The sequence below is a fragment of the Rhizobium etli 8C-3 genome, from assembly GCF_001908375.1.
In the GTDB taxonomy this organism is placed as follows: domain Bacteria; phylum Pseudomonadota; class Alphaproteobacteria; order Rhizobiales; family Rhizobiaceae; genus Rhizobium; species Rhizobium etli_B.
The window spans coordinates 1,460,069-1,480,449 of sequence record NZ_CP017241.1; the positions used below are offsets into that span (position 1 = coordinate 1,460,069).

Genomic DNA, 20,381 nt, shown 5'->3' on the forward strand with positions numbered 1-20,381 from the left:
AGGAGTTCGTACCATGGCCGAAGTCGTATCCTTCCGGAAGGGCGCAAACGAGGATGGGAGCGTCCCCGTTACAAGCTCGCTTTGCGATGGCGTGCTGCGGCTTACGCTCAACAACCCGCCGGCGAACGTCCTCTCGATCGCGGTGATGGAACTGTTGATGGGCGAGCTTCAAAAAGCTGCTGACGACGGCGAAGTCCGCGTCGTGGTCATTGCCTCGACCGGAAAGGTGTTCTCTGCGGGGCACGATCTCAAGGAGATGACCGAGCATCGGGCCGACGCCGATGGCGGGGTAGCCTTTTTCGAGGAGACATTCGCGCTTGCAGCCGATCTCATGCTGGAGATCACCCGCCTGCCGAAGCCGGTGATCGCCGAGATCGACGGGCTTGCGACCGCAGCCGGCTGTCAGCTCGTAGCCTCCTGTGATCTTGCGATCTGTACCGACACCGCGACCTTCTGCACACCCGGCGTCAAAATCGGGCTGTTCTGCACGACGCCAATGGTTGCCGTTACCCGCGCCGCGCACCGCAAGCAGGCGATGGAAATGCTGCTGACCGGAGAAACCATCGATGCTTCGACCGCCAAGGACTTCGGCCTCGTCAACCGTATCGTGCCCAAGCAGTATCTGACTCAGGTCGTGGCCAAATACGCTTCCGTCATCGCTTCGAAATCACCCTTGACACTGAAGATCGGCAAAGAGGCCTTCTACCGCCAGCTCGAAATGCCGATAGAAGAAGCATATGGCCATGCGGCCCAGGTGATGGTTGACAACATGATGACTGCGGACGCCGAAGAGGGCATCGGCGCCTTTCTTGCAAAACGGATGCCGCGCTGGACCGGCGAGTAGCGCTCGACATTTTCCGCGACGCGTGGACAAGGCCAGTCGTTGCTCCATCATGCGAAATCGCTCGACGAGTTAGCGATCGGAAAGGTCAGTGGGCAATCCACATTCGATGGCGCTTGGTTCGCTTCGAAAACGTCAAGCAATCCGCAGCTTGGGCAAACGGCAATCTGCTTTCGATCTGGCTGTAAAAGGGCGTGGAGATGGGCGGTCGGCTTTCAAGAAAGGGTCTTCAAACGCAATCTGCCGCGCAGCTTTTACCCGAGCTTCAGGATCAACCCGCCGCTCGCGATGATCACGCCTGCCAGATAACGCCACGGGCCGGCTTTCTCCTTCAGGACCAGCACCGAAATGATGAGGGCAAAGAGGATCGACGTTTCTCGCAGCGCGGCGACTGTGGCGACGGGCGCCTTGGTCATGGCCCAAAGGGCAAACCCGTAGGAGGCGATCGAACCGGCGCCGCCAATCAGACCGCGCCACCAATTGCAACGGAAATGGATCGCGACTGGAACAAGGCCGCGGCGTGAGATCGCCCATCCGAAGAGCAGCACAGGCGGCAGCAGCGCCATCCACAGCGTATAGGACACGGCATTGCCGGAAACGCGCGCGCCGATGCCGTCGACATAGGTATAGGTGGCGATAACGCAGGCATTGACGAGCGCAAGCATGATGGCATGCTTGCTGCCGCCCCGCGCCTCGAAGGCAAGGGTCAGAATGCCGGCGCAGATCGTCATCGTGCCGATGAGCGCGCCGCCCGACAGGCTTTCGTTCAACACCAAGGCGCTTGTGGCGCTGATGAGGAGCGGCGCGCAGCCGCGCATCAGCGGATAGACGAGACCGATATCGCCTGCACGGTAGGCGGCCGCGACCAATTGAAAATAGGCAAATTGCAAGACGGCCGACGCGCCGATGAAAGGCCAGGCCGCTGGCTGCGGCAGCGGCAGGAAGGGCAGGAGCGGCAGCGCCGCCACTGCTCCGCCGGCCGACACGAGCGCCGCGTCCAGCGACTTGTTGGTCCCCGCCTTGATGATCGCGTTCCATGTTGCATGCAGGAATGCACCGAAGAGAACGAGCAGAATGACGTCGAGGGGCACGATGCGGACCGGAATGGGAGAAATGAAAAGGCCATCTGGGGAGAATGGGTATGGGCCGTGTTGATGCGAAAATCAATCTTGCGATCGGATTATGCAACCAGCAGGTTGTCTCCTGTTTGGAATTGACAATTGTCATGCTCGGTTCCGCCGTTAACGCGCAGCAACGACAGGCTCGGGGCGCGCGCTCGAAATACGTTTATTTTAGCTGCGCACACTCAACTATGAGGTGTTACTAATGGACACAAGAACGGAATAGGAACAAAGCAAATACAAAAGAAGTCTAATAGGTGATGATATTTCTCCGCTTAGTTCATCTCAAATTATACTTCTGTAATAAAGATATTATTCTATAATATTGCTATATCCATATTGATACAAATCCAAGTAGCAATCGAACCGCTTCTCCGGAAGCTGGGTGTTTCCGGCACCTGCGAAATCGTTTCCGGGTGGCGATCGAAAGCTACAGGGAGTTGTTTGGTACGAAGAACATCCCGTCAAGATTGTCGATACTCTGGCAGTTGAGGACCGGGCACGAACGGTCGTCTCTCGTCGGTATGTTCTTCCACTCCGCATATTCGTTGGAATCGCAGTACCGACTGTTGCGGACGTAGCGATCGTAAATCGGCAGGCCGCGAGGCGAGGTCCAGCGGAAGATGACGGCGCCCTGATTGTGGATGGCGGCGCGTGCACTTTGGCAGGTCATGGACATCGGATTGTAGCGGGAGATTGCCAGCGATGGTGAAGCCGCAAGAAATATTGCCGCGGCGAGAGCGAGTTTTTTCATCGTTATTCCTCCCTTGGGAACCCGGACGCCTATATATACGCCCGAAGGAACTGTCAGTTTCAACTCTCTGCAAATAATGTCGACTGGAGGAAAGATGATGAATCACGACCGTTATCCGGACGATTACATTGCCGGAATTTTGAACTCCGTAAAGACGATCGCGCTGACCGGGGCGTCGCCTAATCCGGCCCGCCCGAGCAATGGCGTGATGGGCTATCTCCTGTCGCGCGGGTACAATGTCATTCCCGTCAACCCCGGGCAGGCGGGTAAGCAGATCCAGGGCCAGCTCGTCTATGCCCGGCTTGCCGATATCCCGGTGCCGTTCGATATGGTCGATGTGTTCCGCGCCTCGGAATATCTCCATGGCGTCGTGGATGAGGCACTGGCTCTTGCCTTGCGACCGAAGGTGATTTGGTCGCAGCTCGGCGTGCGTGATGATGCAGCCGCGGCGAAGGCGGAGGCAGCTGGCATAAAAATCGTGATGGACCGCTGCCCGGCAATCGAAATCCCGCGCCTTGCCGCGTGAGTGCACGGATTTTTCCCCAGACGTCCGATGGTTGAAATGCAAGGCTGTTAACATTTGCACATCGTAGTCTATGCTCCGCCATCGATAGCGACGGGAGGACGTAATGGCGACGAGCGATCCGGGTTTCAACACGCTGGCAATCCATGCCGGTGCACAGCCGGATCCGGTGACGGGCGCGCGCGCAACGCCGATCTATCAGACGACGGCCTTCGTCTTCAACGATTCCGATCACGCGGCCTCGCTCTTTGGCCTGCAGGCCTTCGGCAATATCTATACGCGCATCATGAACCCCACGCAGGCGGTTTTGGAGGAGCGCGTGGCAGCCCTTGAAGGCGGAACGGCAGCGCTTGCGGTAGCTTCGGGTCACGCGGCGCAGGTCATTGTCTTTCATACGATCATGCGTCCGGGAGAGAATTTCGTCGCCGCCAGGCAGCTTTACGGCGGCTCGATCAATCAGTTCGGCAATGCCTTCGGGAACTTCGGCTGGCAGGTGCGCTGGGCCGATTGCGACGATCCGGCAAGCTTCCAAAACCAGATCGATGAGAAGACACGGGCGATCTTCATCGAAAGCCTGGCCAATCCCGGCGGGACCTTCGTCGATATCGCAGCGATCGCCGAGGTGGCCCATCGGCACGGCCTGCCGCTGATCGTCGACAACACGATGGCCACGCCTTACCTCGTCCGGCCGATCGAGCATGGCGCCGACATCGTCGTGCATTCGCTGACGAAGTTCCTCGGTGGCCATGGCAATTCCATGGGCGGCATCATCGTCGATGGCGGCACCTTCGACTGGTCGAAGTCCGGCAACTATCCGATGCTGTCCGCCCCGCGCCCGGAATATAACGGCATGGTACTGCATTCGACCTTCGGCAATTTCGCCTTCGCGATCGCTGCCCGCGTGCTCGGCCTTCGCGACCTCGGACCGGCCATTTCGCCCTTCAACGCCTTCCTGATCCTCACCGGCATCGAAACACTGCCGCTCAGAATGCAGCGCCACAGCGACAATGCCATAGCGGTCGCCAGATGGCTGAAAGCCCACAGCAAGATCGCCTGGGTGAACTATGCGGGTCTCGAAGACCATGCAAACCACCCCCTGCAGCAGCGCTATTCGCCGAAGGGTGCTGGCTCGGTCTTCACCTTCGGTGTCAAGGGCGGCTATGAGGTGGGTAAGGCCTTGGTGGAAGGCCTGGAGCTCTTCTCACACCTCGCCAATATCGGCGATACGCGCTCTCTGGTCATCCACCCGGCTTCGACCACCCATCGCCAGCTCACCGACGAACAAAAGACCGCTGCCGGCGCCGGTCCCGATGTCGTCCGCATCTCGATCGGCATCGAGGACGTGAAGGACATCATCGCCGACCTCGAACGATCGCTTTCGAAGATCTGATATCGTCTGACGCGTACAGCAGGTTGTATTCGATTTCACCGCCCAGAAACCCCCGAAAACAGGGCGCTCTCGGCGGTCAAACTTTTCCTCAACCTACTTCGTGGACCGGCCGTACGTCTTATGGTTACTAAGGGGTCGTGCCGATCTTGTTGGACGAACCAGGTTCGTAAGCACAAACCGCTTCAAGCAATTTGATCGTTAGCTCGTGAGCCTGGCCCGGGATGTGGGAGAACTTTTCGCGAATGAAAAGCTTGCCCATCATCGTCTCGGCAAATCGCGAGTCCATCTTCCCGGCGACATCCAAAACAACGGCGGCAAGTGGCCAACGCCATCGAGTATCCTGCGAGAGCAGAGAACTTCCGAGCGATGTCAGATGCTGCGGAATGATCAATATGCACTTCGTTCAGGAACGAATTCTGGAGGCCTTCATCTTGTCCACGGGCGGTCCACAGTCGAGATTGACGTATTCACCATCTCTGGAGATCAGCCGTCCGCCTTTAGTGGGGTTGGCATCGGCCGGACTCTAATCAATTTGGAAGAAACTACCCGGCCAGGTCAGCGGCGAGCAGATTGTGTTCGCTCATTACATTATAATTAGCTAATTTAAATTGAGATGGTTTTCCACTATTGAAACCGCCATCCGGTCCTATTCTCGCGCCGGCCAATTCGTCCGTACGCCTCTTTTTTTCACACATTAATCGACTTTTTGGGGAGGGTGACATGCACGTGTGGAGAAAAGCATCCACAGGGCACCGCATTATCGCTGAACTGCTTGGCGGTCTTTTGATGGCTGCGACAATATTCGATGTCGCCTTGGCCGGCGAGCTTGTGGATATGCAGCTAGTGATCGCGGCTGACGTTTCGACATCAATGGATGCGGAGGAAAAGGCGCTCCAGCAGCGGGGCTTCGTCGAGGCGTTTCGGCGCCCGGAAATTATCGAAGCAATCATTGCAGGCAGGAACGGCCGGATCGCCGTCGCATATGTCGAATGGGGCGGCGATGGACAGCGAAGGCTGGTCATCCCATGGACCACCATAACGAGTGAGATGGATTCGTGGCTTTTTTCGCTGAAGCTTGAGGCGAATTTACCGGCAACGATAAGCCGGGGCACGTCCATCAGCGGCATGCTTTCCTATGCCGATTATCTGATCCGCTCCAGCGGCTATGAGGCGACGCGCTCGCTCATCAATATCTCCGGCGACGGCGTCAACAACAAGGGGCGCGATGTCATGCCCGTCCGCGCCGGCGTCCTTGCCCGCGGCATCACCATCAATGCCTTACCTGTTGTGTATGGCGGATTGCCGGGGGATGAGGAAGAGGCCATATCGCCCGAAAAGCTGCTTGCCTATTTTAGGAGCGAGGTGATCGGCGGGCCAGACGCCTTTGCGGAACCGGTCGCAGCTCCCGAACAGTATTCGCCGGCAATCTACCGAAAACTTTTGCGCGAAATCTCCAACATGAGCGAAATCGCAGCGATCGGTGACAAGGCCCTTCATCGCTGAGCTTTGGCCGATAACCGTCACCACGCCAGATTCAGCGCATCCAGCCCGTGGAAGTGGTAGACGTCCTTCACAGACGGCGTCTTTGCCAGCTTGAGGCCGGGCAGCCGTTCGAAGAGGATCGGCAGGACGACATTGAGTTCGAGCCTGGCGAGCGGCGCGCCGATGCAGAAGTGGATGCCGGCGCCGAAGGAGAGGTTCGGCGCTTCGTTGCGGTCGGGCCTGAAGCTCAGCGGATCGGTGAATTTCGCCGGATCAAGATTGGCGGCGGCAAGGATCAGGCTCACCTTGTCGCCGCGCTTGAAGGAGATGCCATCGATCTCGACGGGCTCCAAGGCCCAGCGCTGGAAGATATGCACCGGCGCGCAGATACGCAGCGTTTCCTCGATGGTTCGCTCCGTTGCCGCTTCGTCTTTGAACAGTTCGGCGGCATCACAGCCGCTTTCCAGGATAACGCGGACCGAGTTGCCTATCTGATGCACGGTCGCCTCGTGGCCGGCATTGAGAAGCACGATGGTCGTCGAAACCAGCTCGGCATCGGTCAGATACTGGCCCTTGTGCTCCGTGTGGATCATGTGCGTCAGCAGATCGTCTCTCGGGCTGGCGCGACGCTCGGCAATCACCGTCTTCACATAATCAGAAAAATCGCTTGCGGCTCGATCGGCGCCGTCTTCGTCTTGGCGCGTGCGGCCGAAAAGATACATGCGGATGTAGGCATGTGACCATGCAAGGAGCTGCGGTCCCATCTCTTCCCGAATGCCGATCATGCGGGCGATCATCGTCACGGGGATGATATCGGCGAAGGCAGAAAGCAGCTCGACCTCGCCCCTGTCCTTGAAACCGTCGATGAGCCTGTTGGCGAGCTCCGCAAGCTCCGGCTTCATCTTCTCGACATGGCGTGAGACGAAGGCGCGGTTGACGAGGGTGCGCAGGCGCGTGTGCTCCGGCGGCTCGAGTTCGAGCAGCGAGTAGCGCTCGGCCAGATCGAAATTTGCCAGATGCTGCTCCGGCTCGGCAAGGCCCAGCTCTTCGCGCGTCGCGATATGCAGGATCTGGCGGCCGAAGCGTCGGTCGCGCAGCAATGCGTTCACATGGTCGTAGCCGGTGAAGAACCATTGCTTCTGCTGTTCCCAGTAAAAGGTCGGACAGTGGCGGTGCAGCGCTGCATAGACGGCGTTCGGATTGCCGTAGAAAGCCGGATCGCTGCTGTCGAGAAAAACGCGGCGGGTGGCGGGGTCGATCGAGAAAAAGGGCGCTATCATCATGGTTCCGAGGCTTAGCGGATTTGACGGGCCCCGAAAAGATGGATCGGAAGGTCAGCCGGCCCGTGACAGCGAACCCATCCGCCGGAGCGCGTCGACCTGATCGTCAACCGTCGGGACCAGTTCGCCCGCATTCCTATCCGTTTGCGCAGGTGCGGGGGCTGCGGCTTCTTCCGCTCCGAAAATGACGCTGCAATTCCGGCCAGCGGCCTTTGCCGCATAGAGTGCCCGGTCGGCTGCGGAAATCAGCTTGTCCATATTGGTTTCGGCCGCAGAGCTCAGCGCAATGCCGATGCTGACGGTAGCCGGCACGATCGCCTCGCCGGTTGCGACCGGCACGCGGCAGAATTCGGCACGGATCGATTCGGCAAGCGCCTCTGCCTCTATCTGGTCGGCAACGATCGCGAATGCCGCGAATTCCTCGCCTCCCATGCGGCCGAAGACGCTGTCCGGCACGAACTGGCGCGCGGTCCTCGCAAATGCCGAAAGAACGGCGTCGCCCGCCTGATGGCCGAAACGGTCGTTGACGCGTTTGAAATGATCGAGATCGAAAAGCAAAACCGCGACCTGCCGCTTGTCGTTGAAGGCCTTCTCCTGCATTGCATCGAACCGGGTGAAAAGGCCGCGCCGGTTCCAGACGCCGGTTAGTGAATCGGTGAGGCTCAAGGCGCGCAGGTGCTTTTGCGAACGTTCCATGATCATGCGGCAGGTGAGTGCGAAGGCGATCGTCAGCAGGAAGGCACTCGCCATCGCAGCCGCGCCGCTGTAATTGGTCGCTTCCGCGTCGCTCGGCAAAGTCACGGCCATCGTCAAAGCCACGGCGAAGCAAAGCCATGCCTGGACGATGAAGACGGCGGCAAGTTTGCCGCGCGTCGGTTCGCGACGCATGCCGGCGCTGCAGACGGCCATGGCAAGGCCGGTGGCGCCGGTCGCCGAAGCAAGATTGTAAAGGATGACGCGGTTGCCGTAGTCGTCGTGGACCCAGGGCAGGTAAACGCCGCCAAGCCATATCGCCGGCGGCAGCAGCGCCCACCATTCGATCTTCCGGCGATCGAGCGCCATGAAGCCTGCAACCCAGGCGCTCTGGCCGAGGAGTGCGGTCGCGTTGCCCGCCTCGATCGACAGGATATCGGGGATTTGGTTGCGCAGCGCGATCATGGCAAAACCGGTGCCGCTCAGAAGGAAGCCTAGTCCCCAATAAAGATAGGCTCTGTTACGCACGTTATGGCGCCATGCCATGAACAAAAGCAAAGCGAGCGTCATGGCTTCCGAGCACCAGATGGCTAATCCTGTCGTAACATTAAACACGGCAACACCCCTTGAAATGCGGGCATTCTCGCCGCTGAAATTCTCCAGTCGATTAATCCCGGAACGCCTTGTGCCCTATATTCGCCATTAGGCTTTCCACAATGTAAACCGCCTTACAGCTGTCCGAAATGCATTTAGCTTTCGTTCATCCTGTCGCGGACAAAAGCTGTGAGCGTTCTTGCCGGCCCCTCCCGGTCAAGCGGCAACTGGGAGATAGCCCTGTCAAGAGGTTCATCTTTCGAAGGCTCGCCTTCTTAACGTTATCCTTATGCGTGTCTTGAAGAAGAGGGCGGTGACACTCTATGTAGGGATGAAGCATTTTCTTTGATTCCCGGCGGCAGCCGGCAGACGTTGGCAAAGGACGCACATGAGAAACCCAGTCGATACCGCTATGGCCCTCGTGCCGATGGTCGTGGAACAGACCAATCGCGGTGAACGCTCCTACGACATCTATTCCCGCCTGCTGAAGGAACGCATCATCTTCCTGACCGGGGCTGTCGAGGATCATATGGCGACGCTCGTTTGCGCCCAGCTTCTCTTCCTCGAGGCCGAAAACCCGAAGAAGGAAATCGCGCTCTATATCAATTCGCCGGGCGGCGTCGTGACTGCCGGCATGGCGATCTATGACACGATGCAGTTCATCAAGCCCGCGGTTTCGACCCTGTGCATCGGCCAGGCTGCCTCGATGGGCTCGCTGCTTCTGGCCGCCGGCCACAAGGATATGCGCTTTGCCACCCCGAATTCCCGCATCATGGTTCACCAGCCCTCCGGCGGCTTTCAGGGGCAGGCATCCGACATCGAGCGCCACGCCAAGGATATCCTGAAGATGAAGCGCCGGCTGAACGAGGTCTACGTGAAGCATACGGGCCGCAGCTACGAAGAAGTTGAAAAGACCCTCGACCGCGACCACTTCATGGATGCCGACGAGGCTCAGATCTGGGGCGTGATCGACAAGGTCCTGACGTCGCGCATCGAAATGGAAGGCGATCAGGCCTAGTAATTAATAGGGATGGTGTTTTTGCCGCCACAGTTCTATCCCATTTGTGATTGAACAAGGGGTTTCATGCGGTAGCGAAGACGCTAATAGTAACTATTAATGCTATGTTGAAATTCTATGACATAGCATTCGGCATTCGAAGGGGAGTTCGTTGCCGCCGGAACCCGGGCATGTTTTGGTTGGGTACCGGTTTTTACCCCTTAAAGCCTTGGCCGGCTGATGCTCCGGTGGGAGCAGGCCGGCGGGCCATTGAGTGGACCGCGATTTCACCTTGAAATGCGGCGTGCTGGAAGGAAAGTGATATGAGCAAGGTCAGCGGCAGCAACGGCGGCGACTCCAAGAATACCCTGTATTGTTCGTTCTGCGGAAAGAGCCAGCACGAAGTCCGGAAGCTAATCGCCGGGCCGACCGTCTTCATCTGCGATGAATGCGTCGAACTGTGCATGGACATCATCCGCGAGGAGAACAAGTCCTCGATGGTCAAGTCCCGCGACGGCGTTCCCACGCCCCAGGACATCATCAAGGTTCTCGACGAATACGTCATCGGCCAGCGGCAGGCGAAAAAGATACTGTCGGTTGCCGTCCACAACCATTACAAGCGCCTGGCACATGCCACCAAGAACAGTGAAGTCGAACTGGCGAAGTCGAACATCATGTTGGTCGGCCCGACCGGCTGCGGCAAGACCTATCTCGCCCAGACGCTCGCCCGCATCATCGACGTTCCCTTCACGATGGCCGATGCAACGACGCTGACCGAAGCCGGCTATGTCGGTGAAGACGTCGAAAACATCATCCTGAAGCTTCTGCAGTCTGCCGACTACAATGTCGAGCGTGCCCAGCGCGGTATTGTCTATATCGACGAGGTCGACAAGATTTCCCGCAAGTCCGACAATCCCTCGATCACTCGCGACGTGTCGGGCGAGGGCGTGCAGCAGGCGCTTTTGAAGATCATGGAAGGCACGGTCGCTTCCGTTCCCCCGCAGGGCGGCCGCAAGCATCCGCAGCAGGAATTCCTGCAGGTCGACACGACGAACATCCTGTTCATCTGCGGCGGCGCCTTCGCGGGTCTCGACAAGATCATCTCGGCACGCGGTGAAAAGACCTCGATCGGCTTTGGTGCGACCGTCAAGGCTCCGGACGACCGCCGCGTCGGCGAAGTGCTGCGCGAACTCGAGCCGGAAGATCTGGTGAAGTTCGGCCTCATTCCGGAATTCATCGGGCGTCTGCCGGTTCTGGCAACGCTCGAAGACCTTGATGAGGATGCGCTGATCCAGATTCTGTCGGAACCGAAGAACGCCCTCATCAAGCAGTATCAGCGCTTGTTCGAGATGGAAGACGTCGAACTCACTTTCCACGAGGATGCGCTGCGCGAAATCGCCCGCAAGGCGATCGTACGCAAGACGGGTGCCCGTGGCCTTCGCTCGATCATGGAGAAGATCCTGCTCGATACGATGTTCGAACTGCCGGCGCTCGAAGGCGTTCGCGAAGTTGTTATCTCCGAGGAAGTTGCGCGCGGTTCTGCCCGTCCGCTCTACATCTATGCGGATCGTCAGGAGGAAAAGGCAAACGCCTCGGCCTGATGCCGGTCCTCGTATGGTTAGATTTAGGGGCTTGCCGAAGGCGGGCCCCTTTCTATTTGAAAAACCGTGAACGGTCCTGTTAATAATGGCTGGCAAGACTGGGAAAATACTATTGTTGACGTTGCGGAATGCTCCGTCCTTGGCGATGATGGAACGATTCCATAGCGGGTTCTCCGGCCTTGTGTTTTAGCCGGTTCGGAAGGGTGAGCTCCGATCCAGTTAGGTGTTTCATTGTACTAGCATTGCGTTGTAATAAAGCTGTCACAACCGTGGAGCGCGGACAGTAGCGTGGCTTGAAATGCATAGTCAGAACCTCCACTTGTAGCCCAAGTGAGAGTGCCGCCGGTCGCATGCGGCCGCGCAAAGAGCCCGGAAACGGGACGATGGAAAGGAAATAAAATGACGAAGAAAACGTCTGTAGCGAGCAGCACTGCCTATCCTGTTTTGCCCCTGCGCGACATCGTGGTCTTCCCCCATATGATCGTGCCGCTGTTCGTCGGACGGGAAAAGTCGATCCGGGCGCTTGAAGAAGTCATGGGGTCTGACAAGCAGATCATGCTGGTCACCCAGATCAACGCGAGCGACGATGATCCGGATCCTTCAGCAATTCATAATGTCGGCACGGTTGCCAACGTTCTTCAGCTCCTGAAGCTGCCCGACGGCACCGTGAAGGTTCTAGTCGAAGGCCGCGCCCGTGCCGAGATCGATGCCTATACCAGCCGCGAGGATTTTTACGAGGCGCTCGGCCATGTGCTCGAAGAGCCGCATGACGACCCCGTCGAGCTCGAAGCACTGTCGCGCTCCGTCGTTTCGGAGTTCGAGAGCTATGTAAAGCTCAACAAGAAGATCTCGCCTGAAGTGGTCGGCGCTGCCAGCCAGATCGACGATTATTCAAAACTCGCCGATACGGTGGCGTCGCACCTGTCGATCAAGATTACCGAAAAGCAGGAGATGCTGGAAACCACGAGCGTCAAGGCTCGCCTCGAAAAGGCGCTCGGTTTCATGGAAGGCGAGATTTCGGTCCTGCAGGTCGAAAAGCGCATCCGCTCGCGCGTCAAGCGCCAGATGGAGAAGACCCAGCGCGAATACTACCTGAATGAGCAGATGAAGGCGATCCAGAAGGAGCTCGGGGACGGCGAAGAAGGCCGCGACGAGATGGCCGAACTGGAAGAGCGCATTTCAAAGACCAAGCTTTCCAAGGAAGCGCGCGAGAAGGCCGACGCCGAGCTGAAGAAGCTGCGCCAGATGAGCCCGATGTCTGCAGAAGCAACTGTCGTGCGCAACTATCTCGACTGGCTGCTCGGCATTCCGTGGGGCAAGAAATCGAAGATCAAGTCGGACCTCAACCACGCAGAACAGATCCTCGAAGCCGATCATTTCGGCCTGGACAAGGTCAAAGAGCGGATCGTCGAGTATCTCGCGGTGCAGGCGCGTGCAGCCAAGCTCAAGGGCCCGATCCTGTGCCTGGTCGGACCTCCGGGCGTCGGCAAGACCTCGCTTGCGCAGTCGATTGCCAAGGCGACCGGCCGTGAGTATGTCCGCATGGCGCTTGGCGGCGTTCGCGACGAAGCCGAAATCCGCGGTCACCGCCGCACCTATATCGGCTCGATGCCAGGCAAGGTCATCCAGTCGATGAAGAAGGCCAAGAAGTCCAATCCGCTCTTCCTGCTCGACGAGATCGACAAGATGGGCATGGATTTCCGCGGCGATCCGTCCTCGGCCCTGCTCGAAGTTCTCGACCCGGCCCAGAACTCGACCTTCATGGATCACTACCTGGAAGTCGAATACGACCTGTCGGACGTGATGTTCATCACGACTGCGAATACGCTGAACATTCCGGCGCCTCTGATGGATCGCATGGAGATCATCCGTATCGCCGGCTACACCGAGGACGAAAAGCGCGAAATTGCCAAGCGGCACCTGCTGCCCAAGGCCATCAAGGAACATGCGTTGCAGCCGGAAGAATTTTCGGTCAGCGACGATGCCCTGATGGCAATCAGCCAGCAATACACCCGCGAAGCCGGCGTGCGTAACTTTGAACGCGAACTTATGAAGCTCGCCCGCAAGGCAGTGACCGAGATCATCAAGGGCAAGGCGAAGTCGGTCGCCGTCACGGCTGCCAACATCGACGACTATCTGGGCGTTCCACGCTTCCGCCACGGCGAAGCCGAGCGCGAGGATCAGGTCGGCGTGGTCACCGGTCTTGCCTGGACGGAAGTCGGCGGCGAACTGTTGACGATCGAAGGCGTGATGATGCCGGGCAAGGGCCGCATGACCGTCACTGGCAACCTGAAGGAAGTCATGAAGGAGTCTATCTCCGCTGCGGCCTCGTACGTTCGTTCGCGCGCTGTCGACTTCGGCATCGAGCCGCCGCGCTTCGACAAGAGCGACATCCACGTGCACGTGCCGGAAGGCGCCACGCCGAAGGATGGTCCGTCGGCCGGTGTCGCCATGGCAACCGCGATCGTCTCGATCATGACCGGTATTCCGGTCAACAAGGATGTCGCCATGACCGGGGAGATCACCCTTCGCGGCCGCGTTCTACCGATCGGCGGCCTGAAGGAGAAGCTGCTTGCAGCGCTTCGCGGCGGTATCAAGAAGGTGCTAATTCCGGAAGAAAATGCCAAGGATCTGGCGGAGATTCCGGACAACGTGAAGAACAACATGGAGATCATCCCGGTATCCCGAATGGGCGAGGTGATCAAGCATGCGCTGGTTCGCAGGCCCGAGCCGATCGAGTGGGATGGAACGGTTGAAACTCCGGTCATCGCGACCGTTGAGGGCCTCGACGAGACAGGTGCGGCCATCGCTCACTGAGCGCTGCCTGCCACATTTATGTCAAAATGCTGCAAAACTCGGAAAAGGCTGGCTTAAAACGCCAGCCTTTTTTGTGAAAACGTCACAGAACCGCTTGCTTTTCCTTGATTTGCAGGGCTTTTGGGTTGCGGCGGGCCTGATGAAACTTATTCTGTGCCTGGCTTACAGATTTGAGTCGTTTCGAACCATTGAAAGGGGTGGAAACATGAACAAGAATGAACTCGTGTCCGCAGTTGCCGAAAAGGCTGGCCTCACCAAGGCTGACGCTGCTTCTGCTGTCGACGCTGTTTTCGACGTTGTCCAGGGTGAACTGAAGAAGAAGGGCGACATTCGTCTCGCCGGCTTCGGCAGCTTCACCGTTTCTCATCGCGCTGCCACCAAGGGCCGCAATCCGTCCACCGGCGCCGAAGTCAATATTCCGGCTCGCAACGTGCCGAAGTTCACGCCCGGAAAGGGCCTGAAGGATGCCGTTAACGGCTAATCAGATTTCTGGCCGCCGGATAACGAGACCGGCAGCCCAGGTTTGGAAGGGTTCGGCGAAAGCCGGACCCTTTTCAGTTTGCCGCAGGTCTTGCCGGCTCTTCAATTGTTCGACGCTGCTCTGGGGCGCATCCTCGCCGATCAACCAGGTCTAATGGGCATCGAGCGGAAGCTGTCGCGGTCTGGCTGCTGGTTTGCTTCTGAGGCATGCGCAACGAACTGCCGCGCGCAAACGCTGCATGGACAAGTCGCTTCAAATCGCGCCGCCTGTCATGTGTCTGTCATCAGCGTCCCTCAAAGATCCACCGTTTCGAAATGTTCGACATATGGGGGATTTCATGACCATTTCATCGCGCAAGGCGACGCTGGCTGCCATGCTGATCGCGTCCGTTGCTTCCCCGGCCGCTGCGGAGCCTGTTTTCAATCGTATTGCGTCCTTCCCGGTTGCCGCAAACCTGCCCGCCGGCAAGGACAAGCTTTCCACGACATCCGCCGAAATCATCACCGCCACTGATGACGGCAGGACGCTGATTTACAGCGACAGCCCCCTCGGTGCGATCGGCTTCGTGGACATCGTCGATGCCATGGCCCCCAAGGCCGGGGGCGTATTGATGATGGACGGCGAGCCGACATCCGTTACGTCGGCCGCCGGCAAGGTGCTGGTTGCCGTTAACACCGGCGAAAGCAAGCAGAAGCCTTCCGGCCGCCTGGCAATCGTCGACGTTGTCACAAAAAAGATCGAGAACACCTGCGATCTCGGCGGTCAGCCGGATTCGATCGCGCTCAACAAGGACAAGACGCTCGGAACCATCGCCATCGAAAACGAGCGCGACGAAGACGTCAACGACGGCAAGATCCCGCAGATGCCGGCAGGTGGTCTCGTTATTTTCCAGGTCAAGGACGGAACAGTCGATTGCGGCACGATCAAGCACGTTGCGTTGACCGGTCTCTCGGCCATCGCGCCCGAGGACCCGGAGCCAGAATTCGTCGCCTTCAACGGTCAGGACGAGATCGCACTGACACTGCAGGAAAATAACGAGATCATCATCATTGACGGCAAAACCGCACAGGTGAAGACGCATTTCTCCGCAGGCAGCACGGACCTTTCCGGTATCGACACGAAGAAGGACGGGGCGCTGAGGTTTGCTGGCGAACTGAAAGGCATTCTGCGCGAACCCGACGCTGTGAAATGGCTGGACGACAACCGTATCGTCGTCGCCAACGAAGGCGATTACGAAGGCGGCTCGCGCGGATTCACGATCTTCGACAAGGCCGGCAAGCTTCTCTACGAATCCGGCAGCACTTTCGAGCGTGCCGTGGCTGATCTCGGCCATTATCCGGACGGCCGCTCTTCTTCGAAGGGCGTCGAAGCGGAGGGGCTGGAAGCAGCCACCTTCGGCGGCCAGCAATATTTCTTCGTGCTTGCAGAACGCGCTTCTGTTGTCGGCGTCTACAAGGACACGGGCGCCGACCCGGAACTTTTGCAGATCTTGCCATCTGGCGTTTCGCCGGAAGGCGCTGTCGCCATTCCCTCGCGCAACCTCCTTGCGACCGCCAACGAAGTCGACCTCGGCAAGGACGGCGGCCCGCGCTCGCATGTCATGATCTACGAGCTTGCCGAAGGCGAGAAGGCCTATCCGCAGATCGTCGCTGCCCAGAAGGATGGCAACCCTGTCGGCTTTGCCGCCCTTTCGGGCCTTGCTGCCGTTCCGGAAATGCCCGGCAAGGTCTTTGCGGTCAGCGACAGCGTGCTCGGCATGCAGCCGACGATCTACACGATCGACGCGACGCACAAGCCCGCCGTCATCACCCAGACGCTGACGGTCAAGCGTGACGGTGCTTTCGCCCAGAAGCTCGACATCGAGGGGATCGCCGTCGATGAGAAGGGCTGGTTCTGGCTCGCTTCCGAAGGCAATAGCGAAAAGCTGCTGCCTCACGCACTCTACCACGTCAATCCGAAGGGCGAGATCAAGGCCGAGATCGCCCTGCCGAAGGAGCTGATCGCCAACGAAATCCGCTACGGTTTCGAAGGTGTGACGATCATCGGCTCGGGAGATGATGCAACGCTGTGGATGGCAATTCAGCGCGAATGGAAGGACGACGAAAAGGGCTTCGTCAAGCTCGTCTCCTACAATCCGAAGACCAAGGAATGGGGCGGGGTGCGCTATCCTCTCGACAGGTCCGAAAACGGCTGGGTCGGCCTTTCGGAAATCTCTGCCCACGGCGACAGCGTCTATATCATCGAGCGCGACAACCTCGTGGGCGATGCAGCGAAATTGAAGAAGCTCTATAAGGTGGCGATCGCCGACCTCAAGCCCGCCAAGCTCGGCGGCGAGCTGCCGACAGTCAAGAAGACAGAAGCCTACGACTTCGTAAACGAGCTGAAGAGAGCCACCAATGGCTACGTGCTCGACAAGATCGAGGGCTTCACCTTCGACGCCGGCGGTAAGGTCTATGCCGTCACCGACAACGACGGGGTGAGCGACTCCTCAGGTGAAACCCTGTTCTTCCCGGTCAATTTGGTCGGCATGAACTGAGGTCCCCGAAAGAAATGGCCGGTAGCCCGGCCATTTCCAAGGCCGATCGGTTGCGTTACCAGCGCTGATGCACATGCGGTGCAACCAGCCGCTCATAGATCTCGCGCGTCGCATCCATCACGTCGTGGGAAAGCGGCGCAAGATCTGCGGCGGCTGCGTTTGCCCTTGCCTGTTCGGCGTTGCGCGCGCCGGGGATGACCACGGTCACGGCATCGTTCATCAGTATCCAACGCAGCGCAAAGGCTGCCATGGAGGTGCCCTGCGGCACCAGCTTGCGCACCTCCTCGACCGCCTGCAGGCCGACTTCGAAGGGCACGCCCGCGAAAGTCTCACCGACATCGAAGGCCTCGCCATGGCGGTTGAAATTGCGGTGGTCGTCGCTTGCAAACTTGGTGTCGCGGCTGATCTTGCCGGAGAGCAGGCCGCTTGCGAGCGGCACGCGGGCGATCACGGCGACGTTCCTGCGGCGGGCTTCCTGGAAGAACAGGCGATCGGGGCGCTGACGGAATATGTTGTAGATGATCTGGATGCTTTCAACGCCCGGAAACTCGATCGCTTTCAAGCCTTCCTCCACCGTCGAAACGCTGACGCCATAGCCCTTGATCTTGCCGGCCCTCTGCAGCTCGTTGAGACCGTCGAAGGCTTCCTGACGGTAAAGCACCTCCGTCGGCGGGCAGTGGAGCTGGACGAGATCGAGACTGTCGACCTGCAGGTTCTTCAGGCTGCGGTCGATGAAGCCCTCGAGATTGGCCTTGGTATAGCCGCCCGCGACATGCGGGTTCAGCCTACGGCCGGCCTTGGTGGCGACCATCGGGCGCGTGCCGCCACGGTTTCTTACAACGTCGGCGACGATTTTCTCTGACCGGCCGTCGCCATAAACGTCCGCCGTGTCGATGAAGGTGACGCCGGCATCGAGTGCCGCGTTGAGGGCCGTCCGGCCGTCAGTCACGCTGACATCGCCCCAGGAACCGCCTATCTGCCATGCGCCGAACCCGACATTGCTGACTGAAAACGGCATGCGGCCGAAAGAATGCTGTTTCATGGGAATCCTCCATTCGTGATGAAAAGCTCGCGGCGTATCAGCCGGGCACCGGGCGGGTAAGCGCTTGCGGGGAAAATAGGGCGCAGACCTTGCTTATTCGAGAACGGTGCCGATGGTCTGGCATATCTTCCCGCTCCACTTCAAATGGTTCGACTGTTGACCTACTTTCTGCAGAGGACGCGCCGGATCAAACAACCAAGAGGCAACGGCATGGAAATCAAGACAGCCGGTTCCCGGCCATCGGCGAAGGCTTCGCCGGACTATTTCGCTGGCACCGTACGGCTCGATCCGTTGATCGAAGCGCCGGATCCGGCCCGCGTGAGGGTCGTGCACGTGACATTCGAGCCGGGAGCACGCACCGCCTGGCACACGCATCCTCTGGGCCAGACACTGATCGTCACGTCCGGCAAGGGGCTTGTGCAGAGCTGGGGCGGCGAAATCCGAGAAATCCGGCCGGGCGACACCGTCTGGTTCGCCGCGGGCGAAAAGCACTGGCATGGCGCAGCCCCGGAAACGGCGATGACGCATATCGCCATCCAGGAATCACTGAATGGCAGCGTGGCCGACTGGATGGAACAGGTCAGTGACGAGCAATATGCCGGAAATGCCTGAAGCGGCTTCAGACACGAGAAAAAGGGTCGGAAGTCCTGTCAATGTTAAGCTCTTGTGCGAGGGCTGGACTTCGCTTTGAAAACAATTTCCGGACTGTCATGGTTTTGTCTCCAAACCTGCTTGACACTCAAATGCGAACCCCTTAGTTAGCCGCTCATCGAAGCGGCCTGTCCGTTTTGACAAGGATGCGAAAGCTCCGGATGACTTGAAATGAAGTGCGGGTGTAGCTCAGTCGGTTAGAGTGCCGGCCTGTCACGCCGGAGGTCGCGGGTTCGAGCCCCGTCACTCGCGCCATTTTAAGATGTGCCGCAAGGCGCTTCCGGTCTTTCCGTCAAGATGCGCGGGTGTAGCTCAGTCGGTTAGAGTGCCGGCCTGTCACGCCGGAGGTCGCGGGTTCGAGCCCCGTCACTCGCGCCATTCTTTTCTCCGAGCCATGCAGTTTTTGGTTGGCTGCCATGCATCCTCCCGCAACTTGTGCGTATTTGTCGCGACATCGTTGCATCTGCTTGATAATGTCGCATCCTCGCAGGTGGAATTGGCTTTCTAAAAGTCTTGCGCCATGGCTCCGGCTGCGCTAACGACGGCTTGTTGCAACGCACGTTCGCTTGCCGGGCATTTGCCCGTTGCGCTGCCTGGCGCATTCGGCAAGCAGGGATGAACATGATGACTGAACTGCTCAGTTCCTATATTCCGATCGCCATCTTCATCGGCATTGCCCTCGTCATCGGCCTGGCGCTTCTGATTGCGCCGTTTGCCGTGGCCTTCAAGGCGCCCGATTCGGAAAAGCTTTCCGCATACGAATGCGGCTTCAACGCCTTTGACGATGCTCGCATGAAATTCGACATCCGCTTCTATCTCGTGTCGATTCTCTTCATCATCTTCGACCTCGAAGTCGCCTTCCTCTTCCCATGGGCCGTTTCCTTCGGCGCCATCGGCTGGTTCGGCTTCTGGTCCATGATGGTGTTTCTTCTCGTGCTCACCGTCGGCTTTATCTATGAATGGAAGAAGGGAGCCCTGGAATGGCAGTGACCCCCTCAAGCAACCACGCGCTCGTGGCGCCGCAGCCGAAGGGGATCCTCGATCCCGCAACCGGCAAGCCGATCGGCAGCAACGACGCGTTCTTCGGCGAGATCAACAACGAACTGGCCGACAAGGGTTTTCTCGTCACCTCGACCGACGAACTGATCAACTGGGCGCGTACCGGCTCGCTGATGTGGATGACCTTCGGTCTAGCGTGCTGCGCCGTCGAAATGATGCAGCTGTCGATGCCGCGTTACGACGTCGAACGTTTCGGCTTTGCACCGCGCGCTTCGCCGCGCCAGTCGGACGTGATGATTGTCGCTGGCACGCTCACCAACAAGATGGCGCCCGCGCTGCGCAAGGTCTATGACCAGATGCCCGAGCCGCGTTACGTGATCTCGATGGGCTCCTGCGCCAATGGTGGTGGATACTATCACTATTCTTATTCGGTGGTGCGCGGCTGCGACCGCGTCGTGCCGATCGACATCTACGTGCCTGGCTGTCCCCCCACAGCGGAGGCGCTGCTTTACGGCGTGCTTTTGCTGCAGAAGAAGATCCGGCGCACCGGCACGATCGAGCGGTAAGGGTTAAGGACAA

The 20,381-nt window shown here is 58.9% G+C and carries 18 protein-coding genes and 2 tRNA genes; 14 read left to right on the plus strand and 6 right to left on the minus strand.

Annotation, left to right across the window (positions count from 1 at the left end):
* Positions 1 to 13 precede the first annotated feature (13 nt).
* Positions 14 to 844 carry an enoyl-CoA hydratase gene (locus tag AM571_RS07420; protein ID WP_074060867.1) on the plus strand — a complete coding sequence of 277 codons (831 nt, stop codon included), beginning with the start codon at positions 14 to 16 and terminating at the stop codon, positions 842 to 844.
* Positions 845 to 1,095: 251 nt separating this feature from the next.
* On the opposite strand, the gene AM571_RS07425 is transcribed toward AM571_RS07420, so the two are convergent.
* Entirely contained in the window at positions 1,096 to 1,932 is an 837-nt protein-coding gene (locus AM571_RS07425; RefSeq protein WP_074060868.1) for an EamA family transporter, read from the minus strand.
* A 460-nt stretch (positions 1,933 to 2,392) separates the two neighbouring features.
* Entirely contained in the window at positions 2,393 to 2,716 is a 324-nt protein-coding gene (locus AM571_RS07435; protein WP_074060870.1) for a hypothetical protein, read from the minus strand.
* Positions 2,717 to 2,813: 97 nt separating this feature from the next.
* Between AM571_RS07435 and AM571_RS07440 the strand changes: the two genes are divergently transcribed.
* Positions 2,814 to 3,242, plus strand: a complete 429-nt coding sequence (locus tag AM571_RS07440; RefSeq protein WP_074063119.1) for a CoA-binding protein — start codon at positions 2,814 to 2,816, stop codon at positions 3,240 to 3,242.
* 103 nt (positions 3,243 to 3,345) lie between these two features.
* Positions 3,346 to 4,629: an O-acetylhomoserine aminocarboxypropyltransferase gene (locus tag AM571_RS07445; protein WP_074060871.1), complete on the plus strand. Its 1,284-nt coding sequence runs from the start codon at positions 3,346 to 3,348 to the stop codon at positions 4,627 to 4,629.
* Positions 4,630 to 4,756: 127 nt separating this feature from the next.
* On the opposite strand, the gene AM571_RS07450 is transcribed toward AM571_RS07445, so the two are convergent.
* The gene (locus AM571_RS07450; RefSeq protein WP_074060872.1) at positions 4,757 to 5,020 is read right to left on the minus strand and encodes a hypothetical protein; all 264 of its coding nucleotides are present in this window, start codon (positions 5,018 to 5,020) and stop codon (positions 4,757 to 4,759) included.
* A gap of 329 nt (positions 5,021 to 5,349) precedes the next feature.
* Between AM571_RS07450 and AM571_RS07455 the strand changes: the two genes are divergently transcribed.
* On the plus strand, positions 5,350 to 6,132 hold the full coding sequence (locus tag AM571_RS07455; protein WP_074060873.1) for a DUF1194 domain-containing protein: 783 nt from the start codon (positions 5,350 to 5,352) through the stop codon (positions 6,130 to 6,132).
* Positions 6,133 to 6,149: 17 nt separating this feature from the next.
* Here the strand turns inward: AM571_RS07455 and AM571_RS07460 are convergent, their stop codons facing one another.
* Together AM571_RS07460 and AM571_RS07465 are read right to left on the minus strand one after the other, a co-directional pair.
* Positions 6,150 to 7,394, minus strand: coding sequence for a cytochrome P450 (locus AM571_RS07460; protein WP_074060874.1), 1,245 nt, complete (start codon positions 7,392 to 7,394; stop codon positions 6,150 to 6,152).
* A gap of 51 nt (positions 7,395 to 7,445) precedes the next feature.
* Positions 7,446 to 8,699 carry a diguanylate cyclase gene (locus AM571_RS07465; protein ID WP_074060875.1) on the minus strand — a complete coding sequence of 418 codons (1,254 nt, stop codon included), beginning with the start codon at positions 8,697 to 8,699 and terminating at the stop codon, positions 7,446 to 7,448.
* Between the two features lie 367 nt (positions 8,700 to 9,066).
* Here AM571_RS07465 and clpP point away from each other — a divergent pair, with 367 nt between their 5' ends.
* From clpP to AM571_RS07490, 5 genes are all read left to right on the plus strand, one after another.
* Positions 9,067 to 9,696 (plus strand): ATP-dependent Clp endopeptidase proteolytic subunit ClpP, encoded by a 630-nt coding sequence (gene clpP / locus AM571_RS07470; protein WP_074060876.1) that lies wholly within the window; start codon positions 9,067 to 9,069, stop codon positions 9,694 to 9,696.
* A 302-nt stretch (positions 9,697 to 9,998) separates the two neighbouring features.
* The gene (clpX, locus tag AM571_RS07475) at positions 9,999 to 11,276 is read left to right on the plus strand and encodes an ATP-dependent Clp protease ATP-binding subunit ClpX (RefSeq protein WP_022714809.1); all 1,278 of its coding nucleotides are present in this window, start codon (positions 9,999 to 10,001) and stop codon (positions 11,274 to 11,276) included.
* A gap of 399 nt (positions 11,277 to 11,675) precedes the next feature.
* Entirely contained in the window at positions 11,676 to 14,093 is a 2,418-nt protein-coding gene (lon, locus tag AM571_RS07480; RefSeq protein WP_074060877.1) for an endopeptidase La, read from the plus strand.
* 205 nt (positions 14,094 to 14,298) lie between these two features.
* Positions 14,299 to 14,574 (plus strand): DNA-binding protein HupB, encoded by a 276-nt coding sequence (hupB, locus tag AM571_RS07485; RefSeq protein WP_074063120.1) that lies wholly within the window; start codon positions 14,299 to 14,301, stop codon positions 14,572 to 14,574.
* 325 nt (positions 14,575 to 14,899) lie between these two features.
* Positions 14,900 to 17,110, plus strand: a complete 2,211-nt coding sequence (locus tag AM571_RS07490) for an esterase-like activity of phytase family protein (RefSeq protein ID WP_132661245.1) — start codon at positions 14,900 to 14,902, stop codon at positions 17,108 to 17,110.
* Positions 17,111 to 17,165: 55 nt separating this feature from the next.
* On the opposite strand, the gene AM571_RS07495 is transcribed toward AM571_RS07490, so the two are convergent.
* The gene (locus tag AM571_RS07495; RefSeq protein ID WP_074060878.1) at positions 17,166 to 18,152 is read right to left on the minus strand and encodes an aldo/keto reductase; all 987 of its coding nucleotides are present in this window, start codon (positions 18,150 to 18,152) and stop codon (positions 17,166 to 17,168) included.
* A 210-nt stretch (positions 18,153 to 18,362) separates the two neighbouring features.
* Between AM571_RS07495 and AM571_RS07500 the strand changes: the two genes are divergently transcribed.
* The 5 genes from AM571_RS07500 to AM571_RS07520 all read left to right on the plus strand — a co-directional run bounded on the left by AM571_RS07500 (position 18,363) and on the right by AM571_RS07520 (position 20,368).
* Positions 18,363 to 18,764, plus strand: coding sequence for a cupin domain-containing protein (locus AM571_RS07500; protein WP_074060879.1), 402 nt, complete (start codon positions 18,363 to 18,365; stop codon positions 18,762 to 18,764).
* 217 nt (positions 18,765 to 18,981) lie between these two features.
* Positions 18,982 to 19,058, plus strand: a tRNA-Asp gene (locus AM571_RS07505).
* Positions 19,059 to 19,104: 46 nt separating this feature from the next.
* Positions 19,105 to 19,181 (plus strand) — tRNA-Asp (locus AM571_RS07510).
* A 246-nt stretch (positions 19,182 to 19,427) separates the two neighbouring features.
* Positions 19,428 to 19,793, plus strand: coding sequence for an NADH-quinone oxidoreductase subunit A (locus AM571_RS07515; protein ID WP_028739579.1), 366 nt, complete (start codon positions 19,428 to 19,430; stop codon positions 19,791 to 19,793).
* Positions 19,784 to 20,368, plus strand: coding sequence for a NuoB/complex I 20 kDa subunit family protein (locus AM571_RS07520; RefSeq protein ID WP_074060880.1), 585 nt, complete (start codon positions 19,784 to 19,786; stop codon positions 20,366 to 20,368). The genes AM571_RS07515 and AM571_RS07520 overlap by 10 nt, the downstream gene beginning before the upstream one ends.
* Positions 20,369 to 20,381: the final 13 nt, after the last annotated feature.